This window comes from Paraburkholderia polaris (assembly GCF_012927345.1).
GTDB classification, from domain to species: Bacteria; Pseudomonadota; Gammaproteobacteria; order Burkholderiales; family Burkholderiaceae; genus Paraburkholderia; species Paraburkholderia polaris.
Genome location: NZ_JABBGJ010000004.1, coordinates 104,542 through 122,086 on the forward strand (window position 1 = coordinate 104,542; position 17,545 = coordinate 122,086).

Genomic DNA, 17,545 nt, shown 5'->3' on the forward strand with positions numbered 1-17,545 from the left:
CTTCAAGGACTCGACAGCTGTCTCAATAAGCGCATGGCTACGTTTGCGTCGAGACGGGCGTCGAGAAAATCTATTACCGATACCGACGAGCTTGGGGCTACCTTTGCAGATTGCTCTTCCGACTCCAGCATAACTGTCCGGCCTGAATGGGTTACGCACTCGACCGCCGAGGCCAATATATCGGCCGACGATGACTGGGGGCCAATTACCACACCTCGAACCAGACTATTCTCGAGTAACTTAAACGCATCAAAGCCACCCGAGAAGGAGCCAAGCATCAGGCACACCCCTGTGCTGGCAAGTGCAATGGCGCGTTCTGCCGCGAGGACAGGTTCGTCAAAAAACGCTATTTCCGGTACTTCCAGCACGAATGCGTCCGGCACAAATTCAAACTTCCGCACGAGTTCGCGGATAATGCGGGCGCAGTCGACATTGAGAAACTGTTCTTTGTCCAGTGGGTACGTAAGCCGTGCGGGCGCTGCCCCTTCTTCCTTCCAACTCAAGAGGGTGAGGCAGATCTGAGCAAAGGCGAACTCAGTTATCGGTCCAAGTAGCCCGTTTTCTTCGTTGATTGACAGGGTGGATTTCACAGGCACCAGATTGCCCTTCTCCTCCAGGACGGCAACTGCAACGCGAAAGCCTCCCACCTGCTTACTGTGCAACTCACGGATAGGGTAGAAGGTAAGCCGGAGGCTAGCGTCGCTCAATGCGATGCGCAAGCGCTGTTCGTTTTCAACCGCGAGACGCCCGCTCTCGCGCATCTCGTTTGAATAGTATCGCCAGTTCGTCTTGTGCGTACTCACCATCTGCGCCTTGGCGGCGTACATCGCCTCGTCGGCCTCGCGAATAAGCGCCGAAACGCCATCCTCACTGCGTGCACGTATCGAAACTCCAATGCTTGCCCGGATATTGAAGACGTTTCCGCGCAACGTGATCGCCGCCTCAAATATGGCGACGATCGCATCTATCACCTTTTGTGTCGCAGGATAGACGTCCGCATCGCTATCGTCAGGCGTCACAATCACAAGGAATTCATCACCGCCAAACCGGCCGACGGTGTGAGGTGACAGCCCTTGCCTGAGTCGCACGGAGATCTTCTTCAACAACTGGTCACCCGCTTCGTGGCCGAGCGTGTCGTTTACGTGCTTAAGATTGCCAAAGTCGATGTAGACGACAGCGAGGTGGTTCACGCATGACTGCCTTGCAATTTCCTCGTTTAACCGCGCGAGTAAGCCATGGCGGTTCCACAGAGCCGTGAGCGTATCGGTCTCGGAGAGGATTCGAAGCCGGTCGCGACTCTTGAAGAGGCGATGTACGAGTACCGATATCGCGCTCACGAACATCGCGAAAAAGATCGATAGCACGGCGGCGCTCGTCAGATACACCGATTTCATGTTGCTATAGGCCGCCAGCGCGTCCGAACGACGAAGGGACACCTCGACGTGAAGCGGGTAGCCCGGCACGGTACGCCGTGCAGCTATCTGGTCGGCAACTGTCTTCGCAGGTTCTCGACTATCGCGACCTTTAGCCTGCCTGCCTGTTGCTTCCTCCTCGATCGCGTCATCCGAGAGCTTCGAGCCGTCCTGTAGGAAGACGGCCGCCGAGCCATTGTCGCCGAGCGCAGCGACGTCTGTAAAACCGCGCGTCAGGTAGCGCCGATCCTCGGAGACGACTACCACTCCCGCGAAGTCCCCGCCCTTCGTCTCCAGTCGGCGCGACAGTTGAATGGTCCATTTCCCGGAGACCCTGCCGAGCACTGGTTTGCTGATATAGAGTCCCGGTACATCAGTCGTCCGATGGACCGCAAAGTGCTGGCGATCGGTAATGTATACGCCGCCGGCGTAAGGGATGGTGCTTTGTAGAATACGTCCGGCGGCGTCGACAATCGAGACTTGGGCTGCGGTTTCTCTCGTGAAAAACCCCGCGTCTTGCAGTGCCTTTAGATTCACTGACGCTGGGTCCTTTTCGAACTGAAGTTTCACCACGAGCGCGATGACATCCACATCGTGAATCGTGGTCTCCGTGTGCTGGACCAGAGCATCAGCCAAAACATCGGCCTTGGACTGAGCCGCCTGTAACACCTCCACCCTTTCCGTAGATAGGCGGGTCAGCACACCAATCCAGACGGCGGCGAGTACCAGGACGCCCATGGCTGGAATCAGGATAACGCTTCGAAACCGACGTTTTACGGGAGGGTTTGTGGACATGTCGTCAATCGTTCGGTGCGCACTCAGGCGATCGTACAAGGATGCCCCGAGCGATTCTGGTGAGAAGCGCCCCACCGCAACGAGCGTCTACCGGGCACAGGCTAAAGCTCGTCAACGAGGCTCGGGAAAGCCCTTGCGCTGCTGCCATAGGTTGAGGAACGGCCACATACTGACACTCGCATAAAGCCCTGCGACCGTGTACGGCTCCGCCTTAATAAAAGCGTTCGCCTCCTCGACAGTCTCAAAATCGAGCACAAGCAAACTACCAACTGGAGTCACCCCGTCTTCCGCCAGCAGCGGCCCAGCGAAGGCAAACTGTTCGGCGAATTTCGCGAGGTACTCGCGGTGTGCTGGACGTAGCTTCGCTCTCAGGTCTGTGCCTGGCGCGTCGATGTTATAGAACGAGTAAAGCATCGTTATATGGCCCTCTCTACGTAGATGTTTTTTCCTCGCGTTTCGACCAGACACATCCCGGCAAGCAAACCGACTCCGGATACCGCCGCCAACAGTGCGATGGAATAGGGCATTCCTTGCATACCAAACCGGTCTATCAGAGAACCAATGAGCGGCTGCAGGATCGCCGCAGCCATAAACATGCTGGTATTCGTGACTCCGATAGCCATGCCCGCCGAATTCGGATCGTTCACCTCTTTGGCGATGGCCCAGATGAGCGTGTAACTGGTGGAGGCCATTCCCTGAATCGCGAATACGACATAGCTCTCGCCAGAGAACGCGTTCATCGGCCCCAACATGGGCATCCACGAGACGAGATAAACAGCTCCGAGGATCAGCAGCAGCCCCTTGCGGTTGCCCAGCCGATCGGACGCCCGCCCCAAGAAGAGCGCCGTGACCGAATGACAGAGAATCATGACCAGGACATGCATGGATGCTTCGCCCTTGCTCAGACCGATGAATTTGACCAGATACGGTACTGCCCATAGGCTGGTGAATGCGAAGAACGTCCCGCAGATGCCAAATCCCACCCAAAAGCACGGCCACGTACGTGCGTTCGTAACGACATCGCGCAACTGCCGCACCCACGACGGCCGGGAATACGGAGGAACGCTGGGTTGGCCGTCCGGATGCGGCAGTCCAAGGTCGGCGGGCTTGTCCCGCACGAACACCGCGATGAGCGCTCCGGCTACGAGGGTAAGACCGCCGATGCCGCCAATGACGACGCGCCAGCTAACGATCTGCGACATCATCTGCAGCGGCGCCGTCGACAGTATTGATCCCAGGTTACCAAAGAGCAGGGTAAGTCCGCTCAGCGTCGCAAACTGCCGTGCCGAAAACCACGACGCGTTCAATCGCAGCAACGCGACGAACGGGACGGCGGCGCCGAGACCAATGAGCCCACGTCCGACGCACGCGACTTCGACCGTGTGAGCGCTCGCGAAGACAAAAGCGCCGAGCGCCGCCGTCACGCAGCTGACCACCAGTATCCGCCGCGGCCCCAAGGTATCGGCTATAACGCCGGTCGGAATCTGCATGGCCATCACGGCAAAGAAGAAAACTGCCGTGATGGATCCGAGTTCCGTGCTGGTAGCGGAAAATGCCTTTTGTAGCTCAATCGATAGTGCTGCAGGTGCAACTCGATGAAAGAACGACACCATGTATGCCACAATGGTGAGCCAGAATGCTGTCCACTGTGCGAGTCGTAGTCTTCGTTGGGCGTTCGCTTCCATAGGGGATTCTTTCACGCCGCCACCGCGGCCGGTACCGCCGCTGCAATAGCGTGCTCTTTCGCGTAGTAGTGGATTTCGAGGAGCACGCAGCCGCTTTCCGACTTAAACGGGCCATGAAACGCGCCAGGCGGGCGGCACGCATAGGTGTTCGGACCAAACGGTGTGCCGCCTTGCCCGTTCGCGTCGTTACCAACCGTCAGGTCACCCTGCACGAGGTAGACTTCTTCCCAGTACTCATGCACAAACGGTGCGGTCGTGTAAATGCCCGCTGCGAAGCGAAGCAGTCGGGTTCTGCAGCCGGCGCTCATTTCCGGGGAAAGGGAGCGACAAAGAACTTTTTCCTCGATTCCTTGCGGGTAGCCCAGGGGCACGCTCCAGCCTTCATTCAGGTCCAGCGAGACAAACTCAAGATGCGGCTTCAGCATTGATGTTCTCCTATCAAAGAACTTTGATTTGATATTCACAGGCAAGAGTGCGGCCTAGTACCGGGTCGTGCAGTTCGACGCGCAAGAACTCCATCCGGCAATGGTGAGAGCTTTCGCGACCAGTTGTATCGCGTGGCTGCGGCCGCCCTGTTCGGTGATTTCGTGTACGTTCATGGTTTAGATTGCGCGGAGAATGGCGGTGGCCGCGTCGAGTGTTTCTTCTTTCTTGGCAAAACAGAACCGCAGGAGCTTCGACTTCGCATACTGAGACCCGAACCCGGACATCGGCAGCCCGGCAACACCGTGGCACTGGATGAGATGGTTGGCAAACTCCGTATCCGGAAGCTCGGATATCGCCGAATAGTCGAGCATCTGGAAATAGCCGCCGCCGGTTGGCATGAAGCTGAAGCGCGAGCTACCCAGTCCCTCAAGAAAGCGATTGCGCTTCTGAAGAAAGAGCTGCGGCAAATCGGAATACGCGGCGTCATCCAGTACGGCAGCCATAGCTTGCTGCAGCGGCGTGGGCGCGGCGTACGTGTTGAACTGGAGAACCTTGCGGATTTCGTTGGTCAAGGCTGGCGCACCGATTGCGTATCCGATTCTCCAACCGGTAACGTGCATTGTTTTGCCGAGCGAGCCCACCACAACAGTTCTCTCGCGCAGTCGTGCGTCCGAGATTGCGGTAATGTGCTGTTGTGGGGCAAAGACGATATTGTGATAGACCTCGTCGCTCAGCACGAGAAGGTTGTACTGGTCAGCGATCCGCGCAAGCCTGTCCACATCGACCGCCGTCCAGCACCGACCCGTCGGGTTGTGTGGGCTGTTCACGACAATCATCCGCGTGTGCGTCGTCACGCTCTTTTCGACTTCATCCCAGTCGACTTCGAACGTCGGAGCCCTGAGCTCCACGCACACGGGAACGCCACCGGCGAGAAGAATGGCGGGCGCGTACGATTCGAACGCAGGCGATAAGAAAATTACTTCTTCTCCAGCGTGAACGAGACTGCTGATCGCCGCCGAGATGGCCTGCGTCGCTCCTGCAGTGATGGTGACCTGGGTCTCAGCGGAGAACCCGAGTCCGTAGAGGTTTTGAAACATGTGCGCGATGGACTGACGCAATGTCTCAGAGCCTTCAGGAAGGCCGTACTGGTTGTGGTTGCCCTGGACCGCCTCGGAAAGCGCATCCAGCAGCCATTGGTCAGGAGCAAAATCCGGAAACCCCTGCGATAGGTTCACCGCACCGTACTTCTTTGCCGCGCGGGCCATCGTCGCAAAGATGGAACCCTTGATGTGCGGAAGCCTTGAATCAGAAACAATCGACGACACGGTCGCACTCCTTATATTGGTTCTCAGGCAATCGGTACGAGTACGTCGGCCAAGGCATGCTCCGCAATCAGGCGACGTCGTACCAGTTCCATCTTTTTCTCCAGCAATTCCATGACGTCTCCGGGAAGACTGCGACTCACCCGTATGCCGCGGTCCTGTATCGCCCTCAGATTCTTTTCTTCCCGACCGGTCTGACGCGTCCAGTACTGGAACTGGACCTCCCGTCCGGCCCATTTAAGGGTCCGCTGCCCACGCATCGATAGCGCCCGGAAACTCACATCCTGGACAATGAGAAAGCACAAAGGCGTGCTGTAGGCGACGGGCAGGTAGTGCCCGAAGTGACTGGCCAGAAGGTCCCCCGCAGCTCCGTCTCCCGAGGACAGGGCCGCGTCAAATTCTCCCGCCTCAAGCGCGGCGCGTAACCGGAAAAATGGCAAATTAGTTGCGGCACAGCCAATCGACGAGAAGACTTCGCACGACAGGGCGTCATACGACCTAATCCGCAACCCGACGAGGCTCGTCGCGCTATCGATCTCCCGTGAAGACCACACGCCCGTTGGCGGCATGGGCACGATAGCAAGCAGGCGAAACCCTTCGCGACGCAGACAGTCGTCGAAGATACGTTGAAAACGCTTTACGTCCTGCTCGGATGCATGTCCCTTCTCACCCCGCGGTATAGCGGCAAGCTCAAACTCTTTTGCATGCTGCAACAAGGATGCGCCGAATACAGTCCCGCCGAGTGCAGGGGCGTCTGCAGCAAAGAGAGACTGATTTGATTCGAAATGCGATTCGACTGTCAGGTCAGAGCCACCGGCGTCGCTCACCAGTTCAGCAAGAACTGCCATTGCTTCGCCAGGCAAGGCCTCCCGAGGGTACTCCGTTGCAAATATCAAGCGCATATCATTTCCTGAGGGTATCGGCGCACATTGCTTCGAGTGCTTCGCGGGTTTGCCGTGCGCCCCGAAGTTTAGGGACAGGGCTCCAGGAAATCACTGCATCCAATTCCCATTGACAATCGATTGCCGAACTGGAAGGGGATAGGTAATGATTCGGCGATTCCCGGTGGCCAATTGCTCGGCATCACGCTACGACCAATGGACTGCCAGCGAATGCTGCGCTTAGCTCGGCCGAAGGTCGAGAGTCCACATGCACCCCAAGGTCATGCATATTCTCGAAAATGATTTGCTCCTGATAGAACGCGACTGCCGCGAGTTGATGTTCGACTGACCTACCCGCCTGACGAACTGCGTTCTGTTGCGTTGTCGATAGCCGCGTAAACGAGCGTGCCGACATCAGCAGAGCGCATGCAGGTCCGGGATAACGAACCGCGGAAAAGTAACGAAAATTCTGTGATAGCGAAAGAGAAGCCGCCCCGTCCCCAGAACACAGCACCGCGTCTATTTCCTTAGCGGCCACGCGCTCTCTTACATGCGACCAATCAGTGGTCACCGGCTCCGCGCCGAGCTGCCGCAGCAACACACTCGACTCAACATCGAACGCGCACACTCGCGCGCTCTGAAGGTCACCAATGCTCGTGATGGCGCGTTTCGTCCAAAGCCCTCCAGCCGGTGCCGCGGCGTTGGCGAGTAAGACTATCGAGTCGCTCGCAACCGACTGGCTTGCAGACTTGCCCAGATTCGGCGCATACCGTGACACCGCATCCCCGCCATCGCTGGGTGCATACTGGCCGTGATCTGCGAGAATTGCAGCACCGTCCAGTTTCCCGCCGCTCACCTCCTTCAGGATATTGAGAGACGAGGCTTCCCAGTCGTACAAAGGGACAACATTGAAGAGCGGCTCATCCGGCTCATTGAATATGCCGGCGAAAATCCGCACGGCTTGCGCCGGTAACGATGCCGGAGAGAACTCGGTCACAAAGGTGAAGTGCATGGTTGGCCCTGTCGTGCGGCGAAGTCGCCTAGTCCTGGCGCATCGTATACACGGGAGATCACGAAAACACCGGTGTGGTTTGTGATTGACTCTCGGCATCAAACTGGGTAGAACCCGATGCCTCTGACACGGTCGTTCAATGACAAGCTGATCGCCTTCATCCGATCACGAAACCACCGGATCTAGACAATTCGTCTGGAACGGGAAATCCGGAGCTTTCCTTTTTATTTGCTGAAGCCGCGCCAACGAATTCTCAAGAAGCTTTGCATCAGAGAAGCCCGATCTGAGCCTGCCCTGAAAATTATTCACACACTCTCTCCTTCAGCCCCCGGTGGTCTTTTTGCCAGCGACGCCCCCCTTGCGGGAGCGCAGCACCGTCAGGTCGTCGAACGCTTTTTTTCCCAAGTAGCTAAATTGCCGCACGCTTGGCAGTTGATCGAGCGGCTTGAGTGTCAAATCATCTGTCGACATGCCGGAGCCATCGTGCCCGCATGTGCGTCCGGTCAAATCAAACCACACAGCATAGCGGCCGCGGCTCTCGCCTGTGTCAAAGTCTATTGTCTCGTGTCGAATTCTATTGTTCGTTCACACGTGTCACAAAGCGCCAACGGCTCCGCTTGCAGCACCAGCAGGCTGAATGCCTCGCCGCCCACAGGCCGGACGATGGTGCTTGCCTCATGGCACCGCGAAGTACAATGCGCCAGCCGCGCGCCGCCTTCGTTCTCCCGCAAACCAGGCCGCGCCTCCATTCAACAGACAATTTCAGCCCTGCCTGGTGCAACCTGGATCTCTCGCACCGCAGCCGGACGCTTTTATGACATCGACAGCCCATCACCCTGTGACGAACGCTTTGCTCCTCACCAACGTCCGTCAGCCTGACGGTGCGCGCGTCGACGGCCACTCGCCTCAACGAACACGTATTGCGCACTAACATGATCAATCTTTTTCAGGCCATGCAGGCTTTCGTCAAGGTCGCCGACGCGGGCAGTTTCGCGCAAGCCGCGGAGCAACTCAGTGTCTCGACCTCGGTCGTGACGCGCCATGTGTCGAGTCTCGAGAAGCATCTTGGCATCCGGCTGTTCCAGCGCACCACGCGCAAGGTCGTGCTGACCGAAGTCGGCGCGGATTATGCCGACGGCTGCCGCGTTCTGCTGGCGGAACTCGAAGAGGTCGAATCACGTGCGACCACTACCTCGAAGGAAGTGGCGGGCGATCTGCGGATCGTGGCATTGGGCAGCTTCTCGCTGTTCCGGCTCACGCCACTTTTTGCGGAGTACCAGGCAAAATTTCCGCACGTGAATCTGCGCGTCACGCTCACCGAGAAACGTGTCGATCTGCTCGAAGGCGGCTTCGACGTGGGGATCGTGACCGAACACATGATCCGCTCCGAATCGCTGGTGGCGCGCCGCCTCATCAATTCTCACGCGGTGCCGGTAGCGGCCGCCGCGTATCTGGCCGAGGCCGGGTATCCGGCAACCCCGGCCGATCTCGCGCAACATCGGGTGATCGCAGCACCCCTCGACACCAGTCCGCAGACCTGGGTATTCAGGAACAACAGCGGCAACGGCACTGAAGAAAGCATCACCCTCGATCCGTCGTTCACGGTCAACAGCATGATCATGCAGAAACAGGCGGCGCTCGGCGCAATGGGCATCGCGTTGCTTCCACTCGAAATGGTCAGCGATGAATTGCGCGCCGGCACCCTGGTGCAGATCCTCAACGAATATGCCGTGCTCAATGGCGACGTCGCGGTCTCGCTCGTTTATCCAAGCCGCGAATTCGTGCCGCGCAAGATCCGCGAATTCATCGATCTCGCCGTCGGCTACTTCAACTGACAAGTGACGACGGACGTTCAGACCGAGCACGATTCGAAGCGCGCAGTCCATACAGATCGAGATACGGTATGCCGAAACGGGTAACGAACGGCGCGTGTTAACCGCCTGCCCTGCTCTCACACAGCAGCGTAGACCCCGGCCATTGTCGTGAATCCCTTCAGGCGTTTGAGGCGCATGCTCCAACGTCTGAGCGCCGGATAGTCGATCGATTCGATCTCGGCTTCGTCGAGCAACGCCACCGGAACGAAGCACGCGATATCCGCCACAGTGGGCGCTGAAGTCGCACAGACAAAAGGCGTTCCCGCGGCCTCGTTGAACCAGCAGGTTTCGTCGAGGATGCGCAGCAGCTTCTTCGCTTCCACGCGGCATGCATCGTTGTGCGTTGGCGCGCCGTGCAACACTTGCGCACGCATCGGGAATACTGCATCGCTCAATTGTGTAGCGAACCCGAGCCACGTATGGACTTGTGCGAGTTGTAGAGGATCGTTCAGCGGCAACCAGTGCAATTGACCTCCAGGCTCGGCATCGCCGTAGCGCCGCGCCAGATAGACGAGGATCGCGTGGGCATCGTGCAGCAATGCGCCGTCGGTATCGAGCACCGGCAATGTCCCCAGCGGACTCATTGCGAGAAAGCGACGCGTCTCGTTCTGCCTCGATGGATAAAGCTCAATGCGCGCTCTTTCGTAAGGCACATCGAGCAGACCCAACATCAGCCGGACTTTATAGCTTTCGCCGCACAACTCGTCGTCGTAAAGTTTGAGCATCGCGGCCTCACAGATCCAGGGTCAACGTTTCAGTCGCCGCACGCGAGACGCACACCATCATGCAATCGCCCGCGGCCCACTCCTGCGGCGTCAGAAAATCGTCACGATGAAGCGGCGTTCCCTCGATAACGCGCGTGCGGCACGTGCCGCAGACGCCCTGCTCGCATGAACTCGGCACGTCGATGCCGTGATTGCGCAAGGTCTGCAAGACGGTAACGCCGGCAGGAACCTTGACCGTCCGCCTGCTGCGCGACAGATGGACATCGAAGGCCCGATCCGCCGCGTCGTGGCCCGCGGAAGAATGCTTATCACTCAGGCTCCCTGAAGCGGAAACCGGTTTCGACAATGAGCGCTGCAGAATGACCGGCTGCGCGGGCGACGACGTTTGCGGTTCGGACAGCGGCTGCCGATTTGCAAAGCCATCGGCCGACAAAGACTGAAGATTCGTCGACTGCTGCTCCAACGCATCACGCAACACATTGAGCCGTTGCTGATGATGTCGCTGCACGCTCAAGCGTTCGGTCACCGCAAGCGGCCCGAGCGCGACACCATGCAGATATGTTCGCCCAACTCGGGCCGGCTGTACGAGGAACACCACCCGATGCGCGGCGTCGTCCAGTTGCTCGATCATCACGGCGTTCGGCGCGACATCAAACGCCACGCACTCAGTCGCCTGCCATGGATCAAAGCGCACAGGGTCGAAGCAATACTCGGCGAGCGCATGCTGCACGGTTTCGCTGGGCGCATGGATCGCGACGGTGCGTAAGCGAACGTGTTGTCCATCGATGGGTGCATTAAAAGCAGCGTCCGTTTCGAGTTCCTCGATCGGCGTAAACGGCGGCGCCTCACCCAATGGCGCCAGACAGGTCCACACGAAACCGTAACGCACTTCCACTGGCCACGTCTTCACCGCAACCGGCGGCGCTGCCGCATCCGGATGCGCGGGCACGAATCGGCAGGCGCCGCTGCCCGAGTTGAACTGCCAGCCGTGATACTGACACTGCAGCCCTTCGCCACGATGGTGGCCGAGCGACAAACGCACACCGCGATGCGGGCAACGGTTTTCCCATACGTTGACGGTACCGTCTTCCGCGCGCCACACCACGAGCTCGCTGCCGAGCAGTTCGGTGTGATAGATCGCCTGCTCGCCGAGTTGATCGACGTCGCACAGCGCAAACCACGCGGGTTCGATCCTGTCTTTATCGACCATGATTCGTCCCATAGGTGACCTGCTGCGCCGTGAGCCAGCGGCGATACGCGACCGACATCGCGTCGGCCCGCACCGGATGTTCATCGCCTGTGCCGAGCGGCAGGCGTTTGGGCACCTGATTGACCAGAATCTTGATGTCCTGCGCGAAGATGGTTTGCTGGAAGCCGCGCAATTCGTCGTCGCTGCTGGCGTCATCGAGATAACTCATTACCGTGTGAGCGACGCACCACTCTTCGTCGACCGGCTGCACGAACAGCGCAATCACGTCGAAGCGCTCGGGTTGCGGCGGGCAGGTCTTGTACAGAATCGCGCTGTACGGGCGCGCGACGCGGTACACATAGCGCACGTCGAGCGCGGCGCCCGCGGTCATCGCAGCGCGCGGCTGGTAGAAGCGGCAGTCGTGCGCGTACAGTTCGTCGTTGAGTTCATCGCGTTCGATACGGTATGGCGCGACCTCGGTGTACGGTTCCACGCCGAGATAGCCGGTATGGACGAACGGAAAATGCCCCATGTCGAGGAAGTTTTCGATGGCCCGCAAACCACTTACATGAACGCGAAACGCGCCGGCATGCAGTAGACGTCGATCGGGTTCGTCGGCCTCGGGAATCGCGAGAATGTCGCGGCGAGGCTCGCCGAGACAGACCCACAGCACGCCGTAGCGCGCCTGCGCATGGCACGGTGTGTGATCGTCGAGACGCCAGACGTGGTAGGACTTCTGCGACTGCGCGGACGCCAATGCCAATTTCGACGCTGATGCCGATGCCGATGCCGATGCCGATGCAGCGATGCCGATATCGACGCCGAGCAGCCGCGTGCTGGTCACGGCGTTCAAACTGCCGGACGCACCGCTGAACGCACCGAGGCCGTCGAGTGCATCCAGCGCCGCCACCGGATGCCAGTCGTTCCAGATCACCTCGTCGATCACCGCGCCATTCATCGCTTCGTTTGCCGAACTCGCCGTACTCATAGCCGCCTGCTCCGTCATTGCGCGACGCTGCCCTGCACACCGTCGACAAACCAGTTTATCCGGTTCGTATCGTCCGCGGACAGTGCGGTGCCAGCAGCAACCCGCAACTTGCCGCTCTGGTCCCTCAGTGGTCCGGCGAACGGATCGAGGCGGCCCGCGACCAGAGCGGCGCGCTTCTCGGCGAGGGCGCGTTGTGCATCCGCCGGCACCACCGACGTATTCACATTCACCAGGTCGGTGATGCCCTCCTTGACGCCCCAATAGACCGGCTTGTTGGTCCACGTGCCACGGCGCACTTCGTCGATCACCCTGCTGTAATAGATGCCCCAGTCGTACGCCACCGATCCCAGATGCGCATGCGGGCCCCAGTGGCTCATATCCGAATCCCAGCCGAACGCGTAGACCTTGTGCTGTTCGGCCACGGCCATCGTCGCGGTGGAATCGGTGTTCTGCATCAGCACGTCGGCGCCAAGTCCGACCAGCGTTTCAGCCGCCTGACGCTCCTTGCCCGGATCGAACCAGTTGCTGATCCACACCACCTTCACGACCGTTTGCGGCGCGACCGAACGCGCGCCGAGCGCGAACGCGTCGATATTGCGCACCACTTCCGGAATCGGCACCGAGCCGACAAAACCGAGCACATGCGACTTCGATACGTACCCGGCGACCACCCCGGCCAGATACGCGGACTCGTAGACCTTGCCGTTGAAGTTGCCGAGGTTCGGCGCGCTCTTGTAGCCGGAGCAATGCAGGAACACGGTGTCCGGGTAATCGTGTGCTACTTTCATCATCGAATCCATATAGCCGAACGACGTGCCGATCACGATCTTGTCGCCTTTCGCTGCGCGGTCGCGGAACACGCGGGCCGCATCGGCATTTTCGGGGACGTCTTCGACGCGCGTCACCTTGATCTGCGAGCCGAGCTGCTTTTCCGCGACGGTAATGCCGAGGTCGTGCGCGTGGGTCCAGCCCGCGTCGCCAGGATTGCCGAGATAGACGATGGAGACGTCGAGCGGTGCGTCGGTAGCGGCAGATGCGGAAGCGCTCATGGCTGCGAGCGCAACGAGCGAAGCCGCGCTACCTGCGAGGAGCAACCGGCCGAGGCGATTGAGTCGAGTCATGACGAGGTTCCGGTGGAGAGCGAATGGCGATTGGAGGCAGAGGCTGAGTCAGTAGAAACCGGGGAAGCGGAAGAACTCACAGAAACCGAAGTAACCGAAGTAACCGAAGTAACCGAAGAAGAGGAAGAAGAGGACGAAGCGATACCAATCCCAGCAAGCGCGTCGCACACCAGCGCCGCCAGTTCAGCGGGCCGCGCGAGTTGGGGCACGTGCCCGCAATCGATCGAGCGCACGATCGCCCCGGGCACCAGCGCCTGCATCTTGCGTTGCAAGGGCAACAGCACGGAGCGGTCACGCAGCGCTTCGACATAAATGCGCGGCACGCTGCCGAAACGTTCAGCGCTGAGCGTCGTGACCAGCGCACGCCCGCTTTCCCGCTGCGGCGTGAGCTTTAAGGCGGCTTGCCGCGCCGCTTCCGGCGGGCAATCGTGCAGGAAGATTTCAAGCGCCGCCTCGGGTGGAACGATGGTCGCGGCGCCCTCGTCGCTCCATTGCAGATACGGCGCGATGCCGCCGGCATTCGGCACGTCTGCGGCGCTGGCATCGACGAGTTCCGCGTAACCCATGCCCGACGGCAACATCATCCCCGCGACGTAGACGAGGCACGCAACCCGCTCGGGCAACGCTTCGGCCAATTGCGAAGCCGGCACGCCCGCGCCGCTATGCGCAACGACGACGACGGGGCCGTCGAACCCCGCGAGCGCTTCGGTCAGCGCGCCGACATAGGTTTGCAGCGAGACCTCGAGGCCGGCATCCCCTGAAGGATTCGCGCCGTTGCCCGGCAGATCGACTGCCCTGACCGTCCAACCGCGCGCCGCGAGTTCCGGCAACCAGGCGTCCCACGCCCAACTGCCCTGCCACGCGCCGTGAATCAGCAGCATGCCCGCTGCGGGAGTGCGTACAGGCGTCATCCGTAAGTTCTCCGGTAGCACGCCTCGAGATGACCTACGACGGTGATCGGCGGATACTTCGGCGCTTCGCCCGCTACCGTGCAACCCGGCAAACACGTCACCACATAGTCCGGCCGCCCGGTGAAAAAAAACGGCATCGAGTAACGCTCGCGGCCCGACGCATTGACCACGCGATGCAGCGTCGAGCGATAGCGGTCGTTGGTCCAGCGCGCAATCAGATCGCCCAGATTGACGACGAAGCTGCCCGGCAGAGGCGGCACGTGAATCCAGCCGCCGTCGCTGTCCTGCACCTGCAGACCGCCAATGGCGTCCTGCCACAGCAGCGTCAGGCAGCCGAAGTCGGTATGCGCGCCACAGCCCTTCTGCTCAGGCAACGCCTGGGCCGGTTGCGGCGGATAGTGCAACAGGCGCAGCGTGCCCATCGCTTCGTCGCAGAACGCGTCGAAATGGTCTTCCGGCAAATCGAGCGACAACGCGAGGCCGCGCGTCAAACGCTTCGACAGGTCGAACAGCGCGGCGAAATAAGCCTCCATGGCCGGACGAAAACCGGGTGACTGCTGCGGCCACTGATTCGGCCCACAGTTGAAAGCGCGCGCCACGACGCGCGGATGATCGAGCGGCAGCTCATTGCCGATGTAAAAACCTTCTTTCAGATCGGGCGGCGTGCCCGCTTCCAGCACCTGGCCGCGCAACGGCTCGTAGCCGCGGTTGCAGAACGACTGCGCCTTGTCGACCTGGCGCTTCTCGGCGTCGCTCAGCGCGAAAAAGCGTTCGGCTTCGGCGCGCGCCGCATCGATCAGGACCGGCTCGATGCCGTGATTGGCAATGTAGAAGAAGCCTTTATCGATGCAGGCGGCATGGAGCGCCGCGCCCACCGCCGCGCGTTGCAGCGGATCGGCCGACGCAAGCCCGGCCACGTCGATGACAGGCAGGCTCGTGTGCGGCACCGCTTTGGCTGATAGCACTTCGGACATCCCGGCTCCTTTGAACCCGTTTCGACCGAGTGTAGGTCGCGGCGGGTGGTCAAAAAAGCGCATAAAAAGGTGCATGCTGATGCCGTTTCGGCATCAGCACCGGCGTGAGGTTTGAGCGGCCTGATCAGAGCGATCAGCCCGTTGACCGGATTCAGCGTGCTAACCGCAACGTTGAGAAAAGCGCAACTGCGTTCCGCCACCGCGGATGCGGCAAAATAGCGGCACCGCGTTTTTTCCGTCTAACGGATCTGATGCCCGGTGGCCGGCATAGGACCACCGGCTTTCGGCGGCGCGCCGTTAGACAGCCGGCTCGTCGTCCTCGCGCTCGGTGATCGCCTCGGCAAGCAGCCGAACGAACGCATCGAGCGCGGGCGTCAAGGTGCGCCCGGCGCGGGCGTACGCGCCCAACTCGGAGACCAGCGCGCGCGGCGTGCGCAACGGAATATGCACCAGCGTGCCGTCGGCGAGATCGCGTTCCAGCCCGAGGCGCGTCTGGAACCCCACCCCGCGCCCGCGTGCCGCCATGCGCCGCATCAGCTCGATCGAATCGCTTTCGAGCACCGTTTGCAGCGGCTTCGCGTAATGGCGGATCAGTGGTTCGAGCAACCCGCTGATCGACAACTGCGCGTTGCCGAGAATCAGCGGATAGCGCGCGCACTGCGCGAACGTGACGGTTGTCTCGTTAGCGAGCGGATGATCGGCGGCGACGATCGCGCCGAGCTGAAAACGTCCCACGGCAAGTTGCTGCAAATCGTCCGTGCGCGGCAGCGAGAACGCGAGACCGATGTCGGCGTCGCCATCGAGAATCGTGCGGGCAATCGATGCCGAACCGGCCGTGCGCACCTGAAAGCGGATTGCCGGATAACGCGTCAGCATCCCTTCGACGAGGTCCGGCAGAAAACTCGAGTTGAGCCCCTCGACGGTGACGATGCCGATCTCGCCGCGACGGATTCCGCGCAGCGCGTCCATCTCGCTCTCGAAGCGGCGCGCGTCCTGCAGCACGGTGATCACATGCCGCGCGAACACTTCGCCCGCGGCCGTCAATGCCAGCCCTGACGGGAGCCGCTCGAAGAGCGGCGTGCCGACTTCCGCTTCGAGCTTCAGCAACTGCCGGTTGACCGCCGAAGAGACGACGTGCAACTGCCGCGCCGCTTCACGAATCGAGCCACAGCGGCGAATTGCATCGAAATAGCGCAGCGAGCGCGCGTGGATGTGCCATGCGAGGGTATTGGCCGGCGTGGTTTTCGACATATCGGTCCGGGTTGTTTTTTATGGAGTAAAAGTCGCGCTGACCACCAGCAACAAAAAAGCGCACTGTCTCTCAACAGTACGCTTTCGAAAAATACAGCAAAAAAAGCCTACGCCCAACGAAACCCGCGCCTGGACAACTTAAGGCAATTTAAGGCCGCTCGCCTCGCGCCAACCGTGCATCAATCTCACGCACGACAGGCATCAGATCGGCAACGCTATCAATCACATAATGCGCCCCGGCGGCCCGCAACTTTTGAATCGCCGCCTTGCGTCGCCATGCAAATTCATCCGGCGCCAACGCTTTAACATCGTCCTCGGCCATGCCAAAAGCGTTTCCGCTCACGGCGACACCCACCGCCCACGTGCCGCCGTTGATCCCTTCTTCGATGCCGACCTCGGTGTCGTCAACCTTGATCGCATCCTTCGCGCGCCACACACCCAGTTCCGGCAACGTCTTGTAGATCATGTAGGGCGACGGGCGCCCTTCCGGCGTATCACCGGTACACACAATACTATCCGGCGAAAACCCCTGGGCTGCCGCACCCGGCACGATCTCGGCCATGATTTCGCGCGTATAGCCGGTGGTCGTGCCGATCCTGATGTCGTCGCTACGCAGCGCGCTCGCCACCTCCGCCACGCCCGGAATCACCGAACTGTAACTCGCTGCCACCGCGATGTTCTTCGGCACGAAGACGTCGTACACGGCGTCGATGTCCGCTTCGCCCGGTGTGCGGCCATACTTGTCGGCCCATGCTTGCGACACGCGCGGCAGCGCCATCAGCGCGGCGATATGCGGGCGCTTGGCCATACCCATCGGGCCGCGCGCTTCGTCGATCGTGATCGACACACCGAACTGCTCGAACGTCTCGACGAATGCGCCCATCGGTGCCAACGAACCATAATCGACCACCGTACCGGCCCAGTCGAAAATCACTGCTTTTACGTGTTTCATTTACTTCGATTCTCAGAAAGTTGTATG

17 protein-coding genes are annotated in these 17,545 nt (G+C 60.3%); 1 reads left to right on the forward strand and 16 read right to left on the reverse strand.

Going from position 1 to position 17,545, the window contains the following annotated elements; all coding sequences use genetic code 11:
• Window positions 1-2: 2 nt before the first annotated feature.
• From HHL24_RS04395 to HHL24_RS04430, 8 genes are all read right to left on the reverse strand, one after another.
• Window positions 3-2,207, reverse strand: coding sequence for a diguanylate cyclase domain-containing protein (locus HHL24_RS04395; RefSeq protein WP_169484206.1), 2,205 nt, complete (start codon window positions 2,205-2,207; stop codon window positions 3-5).
• 111 nt (window positions 2,208-2,318) lie between these two features.
• A complete protein-coding gene (locus HHL24_RS04400; protein WP_169484207.1) occupies window positions 2,319-2,621 on the reverse strand; it encodes a YciI family protein in 303 nt (100 codons plus the stop codon).
• Window positions 2,622-2,623: 2 nt separating this feature from the next.
• Complete coding sequence (locus HHL24_RS04405; protein WP_169484208.1) at window positions 2,624-3,892, reverse strand: MFS transporter; 1,269 nt, start codon at window positions 3,890-3,892, stop codon at window positions 2,624-2,626.
• Between the two features lie 11 nt (window positions 3,893-3,903).
• Window positions 3,904-4,317, reverse strand: coding sequence for a cupin domain-containing protein (locus HHL24_RS04410; protein WP_169484209.1), 414 nt, complete (start codon window positions 4,315-4,317; stop codon window positions 3,904-3,906).
• Between the two features lie 177 nt (window positions 4,318-4,494).
• The gene (locus tag HHL24_RS04415) at window positions 4,495-5,643 is read right to left on the reverse strand and encodes a methionine aminotransferase (RefSeq protein WP_169484210.1); all 1,149 of its coding nucleotides are present in this window, start codon (window positions 5,641-5,643) and stop codon (window positions 4,495-4,497) included.
• Between the two features lie 23 nt (window positions 5,644-5,666).
• The gene (locus HHL24_RS04420; RefSeq protein WP_169484211.1) at window positions 5,667-6,488 is read right to left on the reverse strand and encodes a type 2 periplasmic-binding domain-containing protein; all 822 of its coding nucleotides are present in this window, start codon (window positions 6,486-6,488) and stop codon (window positions 5,667-5,669) included.
• Between the two features lie 235 nt (window positions 6,489-6,723).
• Window positions 6,724-7,533 carry a type 2 periplasmic-binding domain-containing protein gene (locus HHL24_RS04425; protein ID WP_169484212.1) on the reverse strand — a complete coding sequence of 270 codons (810 nt, stop codon included), beginning with the start codon at window positions 7,531-7,533 and terminating at the stop codon, window positions 6,724-6,726.
• A gap of 321 nt (window positions 7,534-7,854) precedes the next feature.
• Entirely contained in the window at window positions 7,855-8,004 is a 150-nt protein-coding gene (locus tag HHL24_RS04430; protein ID WP_169484103.1) for a hypothetical protein, read from the reverse strand.
• A gap of 461 nt (window positions 8,005-8,465) precedes the next feature.
• Between HHL24_RS04430 and HHL24_RS04435 the strand changes: the two genes are divergently transcribed.
• On the forward strand, window positions 8,466-9,368 hold the full coding sequence (locus HHL24_RS04435; RefSeq protein WP_169484213.1) for a LysR family transcriptional regulator: 903 nt from the start codon (window positions 8,466-8,468) through the stop codon (window positions 9,366-9,368).
• 116 nt (window positions 9,369-9,484) lie between these two features.
• Here HHL24_RS04435 and HHL24_RS04440 read toward each other — a convergent pair whose 3' ends face one another.
• The 8 genes from HHL24_RS04440 to phnX form a co-directional block, all read right to left on the reverse strand.
• Window positions 9,485-10,132, reverse strand: a complete 648-nt coding sequence (locus HHL24_RS04440) for a glutathione S-transferase family protein (RefSeq protein WP_169484214.1) — start codon at window positions 10,130-10,132, stop codon at window positions 9,485-9,487.
• Between the two features lie 7 nt (window positions 10,133-10,139).
• A complete protein-coding gene (locus HHL24_RS43580; protein WP_206002713.1) occupies window positions 10,140-11,354 on the reverse strand; it encodes a Rieske 2Fe-2S domain-containing protein in 1,215 nt (404 codons plus the stop codon).
• Window positions 11,332-12,309, reverse strand: coding sequence for an aromatic ring-hydroxylating oxygenase subunit alpha (locus HHL24_RS04455; protein ID WP_169484215.1), 978 nt, complete (start codon window positions 12,307-12,309; stop codon window positions 11,332-11,334). The genes HHL24_RS43580 and HHL24_RS04455 overlap by 23 nt, the downstream gene beginning before the upstream one ends.
• A 14-nt stretch (window positions 12,310-12,323) precedes the next feature.
• A complete protein-coding gene (locus HHL24_RS04460) occupies window positions 12,324-13,430 on the reverse strand; it encodes a BMP family ABC transporter substrate-binding protein (protein WP_169484217.1) in 1,107 nt (368 codons plus the stop codon).
• Entirely contained in the window at window positions 13,427-14,341 is a 915-nt protein-coding gene (locus HHL24_RS04465; RefSeq protein ID WP_169484218.1) for an alpha/beta fold hydrolase, read from the reverse strand. Before HHL24_RS04465 ends, HHL24_RS04460 begins: the two co-directional genes overlap by 4 nt.
• Window positions 14,338-15,315: an isopenicillin N synthase family dioxygenase gene (locus HHL24_RS04470; RefSeq protein ID WP_169484219.1), complete on the reverse strand. Its 978-nt coding sequence runs from the start codon at window positions 15,313-15,315 to the stop codon at window positions 14,338-14,340. The genes HHL24_RS04465 and HHL24_RS04470 overlap by 4 nt, the downstream gene beginning before the upstream one ends.
• A gap of 297 nt (window positions 15,316-15,612) precedes the next feature.
• Window positions 15,613-16,566: a LysR family transcriptional regulator gene (locus HHL24_RS04475; RefSeq protein ID WP_169484221.1), complete on the reverse strand. Its 954-nt coding sequence runs from the start codon at window positions 16,564-16,566 to the stop codon at window positions 15,613-15,615.
• A gap of 148 nt (window positions 16,567-16,714) precedes the next feature.
• A complete protein-coding gene (phnX, locus tag HHL24_RS04480) occupies window positions 16,715-17,518 on the reverse strand; it encodes a phosphonoacetaldehyde hydrolase (protein ID WP_169484222.1) in 804 nt (267 codons plus the stop codon).
• Window positions 17,519-17,545: the final 27 nt, after the last annotated feature.

Excerpts from the sequence above, each read along its gene's own strand:
- HHL24_RS04400 (WP_169484207.1), bottom strand. The coding sequence starts at position 2,621 with ATGCTTTACTCGTTCTATAACATCGACGCGCCAGGCACAGACCTGAGA.
- HHL24_RS43580 (WP_206002713.1), bottom strand. The coding sequence starts at position 11,354 with ATGGGACGAATCATGGTCGATAAAGACAGGATCGAACCCGCGTGGTTT.
- HHL24_RS04405 (WP_169484208.1), bottom strand. The coding sequence starts at position 3,892 with ATGGAAGCGAACGCCCAACGAAGACTACGACTCGCACAGTGGACAGCA.
- HHL24_RS04410 (WP_169484209.1), bottom strand. The coding sequence starts at position 4,317 with ATGCTGAAGCCGCATCTTGAGTTTGTCTCGCTGGACCTGAATGAAGGC.
- HHL24_RS04440 (WP_169484214.1), bottom strand. The coding sequence starts at position 10,132 with ATGCTCAAACTTTACGACGACGAGTTGTGCGGCGAAAGCTATAAAGTC.
- HHL24_RS04425 (WP_169484212.1), bottom strand. The coding sequence starts at position 7,533 with ATGCACTTCACCTTTGTGACCGAGTTCTCTCCGGCATCGTTACCGGCG.
- HHL24_RS04430 (WP_169484103.1), bottom strand. The coding sequence starts at position 8,004 with ATGTCGACAGATGATTTGACACTCAAGCCGCTCGATCAACTGCCAAGC.
- HHL24_RS04475 (WP_169484221.1), bottom strand. The coding sequence starts at position 16,566 with ATGTCGAAAACCACGCCGGCCAATACCCTCGCATGGCACATCCACGCG.
- HHL24_RS04420 (WP_169484211.1), bottom strand. The coding sequence starts at position 6,488 with ATGGCAGTTCTTGCTGAACTGGTGAGCGACGCCGGTGGCTCTGACCTG.
- HHL24_RS04460 (WP_169484217.1), bottom strand. The coding sequence starts at position 13,430 with ATGACTCGACTCAATCGCCTCGGCCGGTTGCTCCTCGCAGGTAGCGCG.
- HHL24_RS04470 (WP_169484219.1), bottom strand. The coding sequence starts at position 15,315 with ATGTCCGAAGTGCTATCAGCCAAAGCGGTGCCGCACACGAGCCTGCCT.
- phnX (WP_169484222.1), bottom strand. The coding sequence starts at position 17,518 with ATGAAACACGTAAAAGCAGTGATTTTCGACTGGGCCGGTACGGTGGTC.
- HHL24_RS04395 (WP_169484206.1), bottom strand. The coding sequence starts at position 2,207 with ATGTCCACAAACCCTCCCGTAAAACGTCGGTTTCGAAGCGTTATCCTG.
- HHL24_RS04435 (WP_169484213.1), top strand. The coding sequence starts at position 8,466 with ATGATCAATCTTTTTCAGGCCATGCAGGCTTTCGTCAAGGTCGCCGAC.
- HHL24_RS04455 (WP_169484215.1), bottom strand. The coding sequence starts at position 12,309 with ATGAGTACGGCGAGTTCGGCAAACGAAGCGATGAATGGCGCGGTGATC.
- HHL24_RS04465 (WP_169484218.1), bottom strand. The coding sequence starts at position 14,341 with ATGACGCCTGTACGCACTCCCGCAGCGGGCATGCTGCTGATTCACGGC.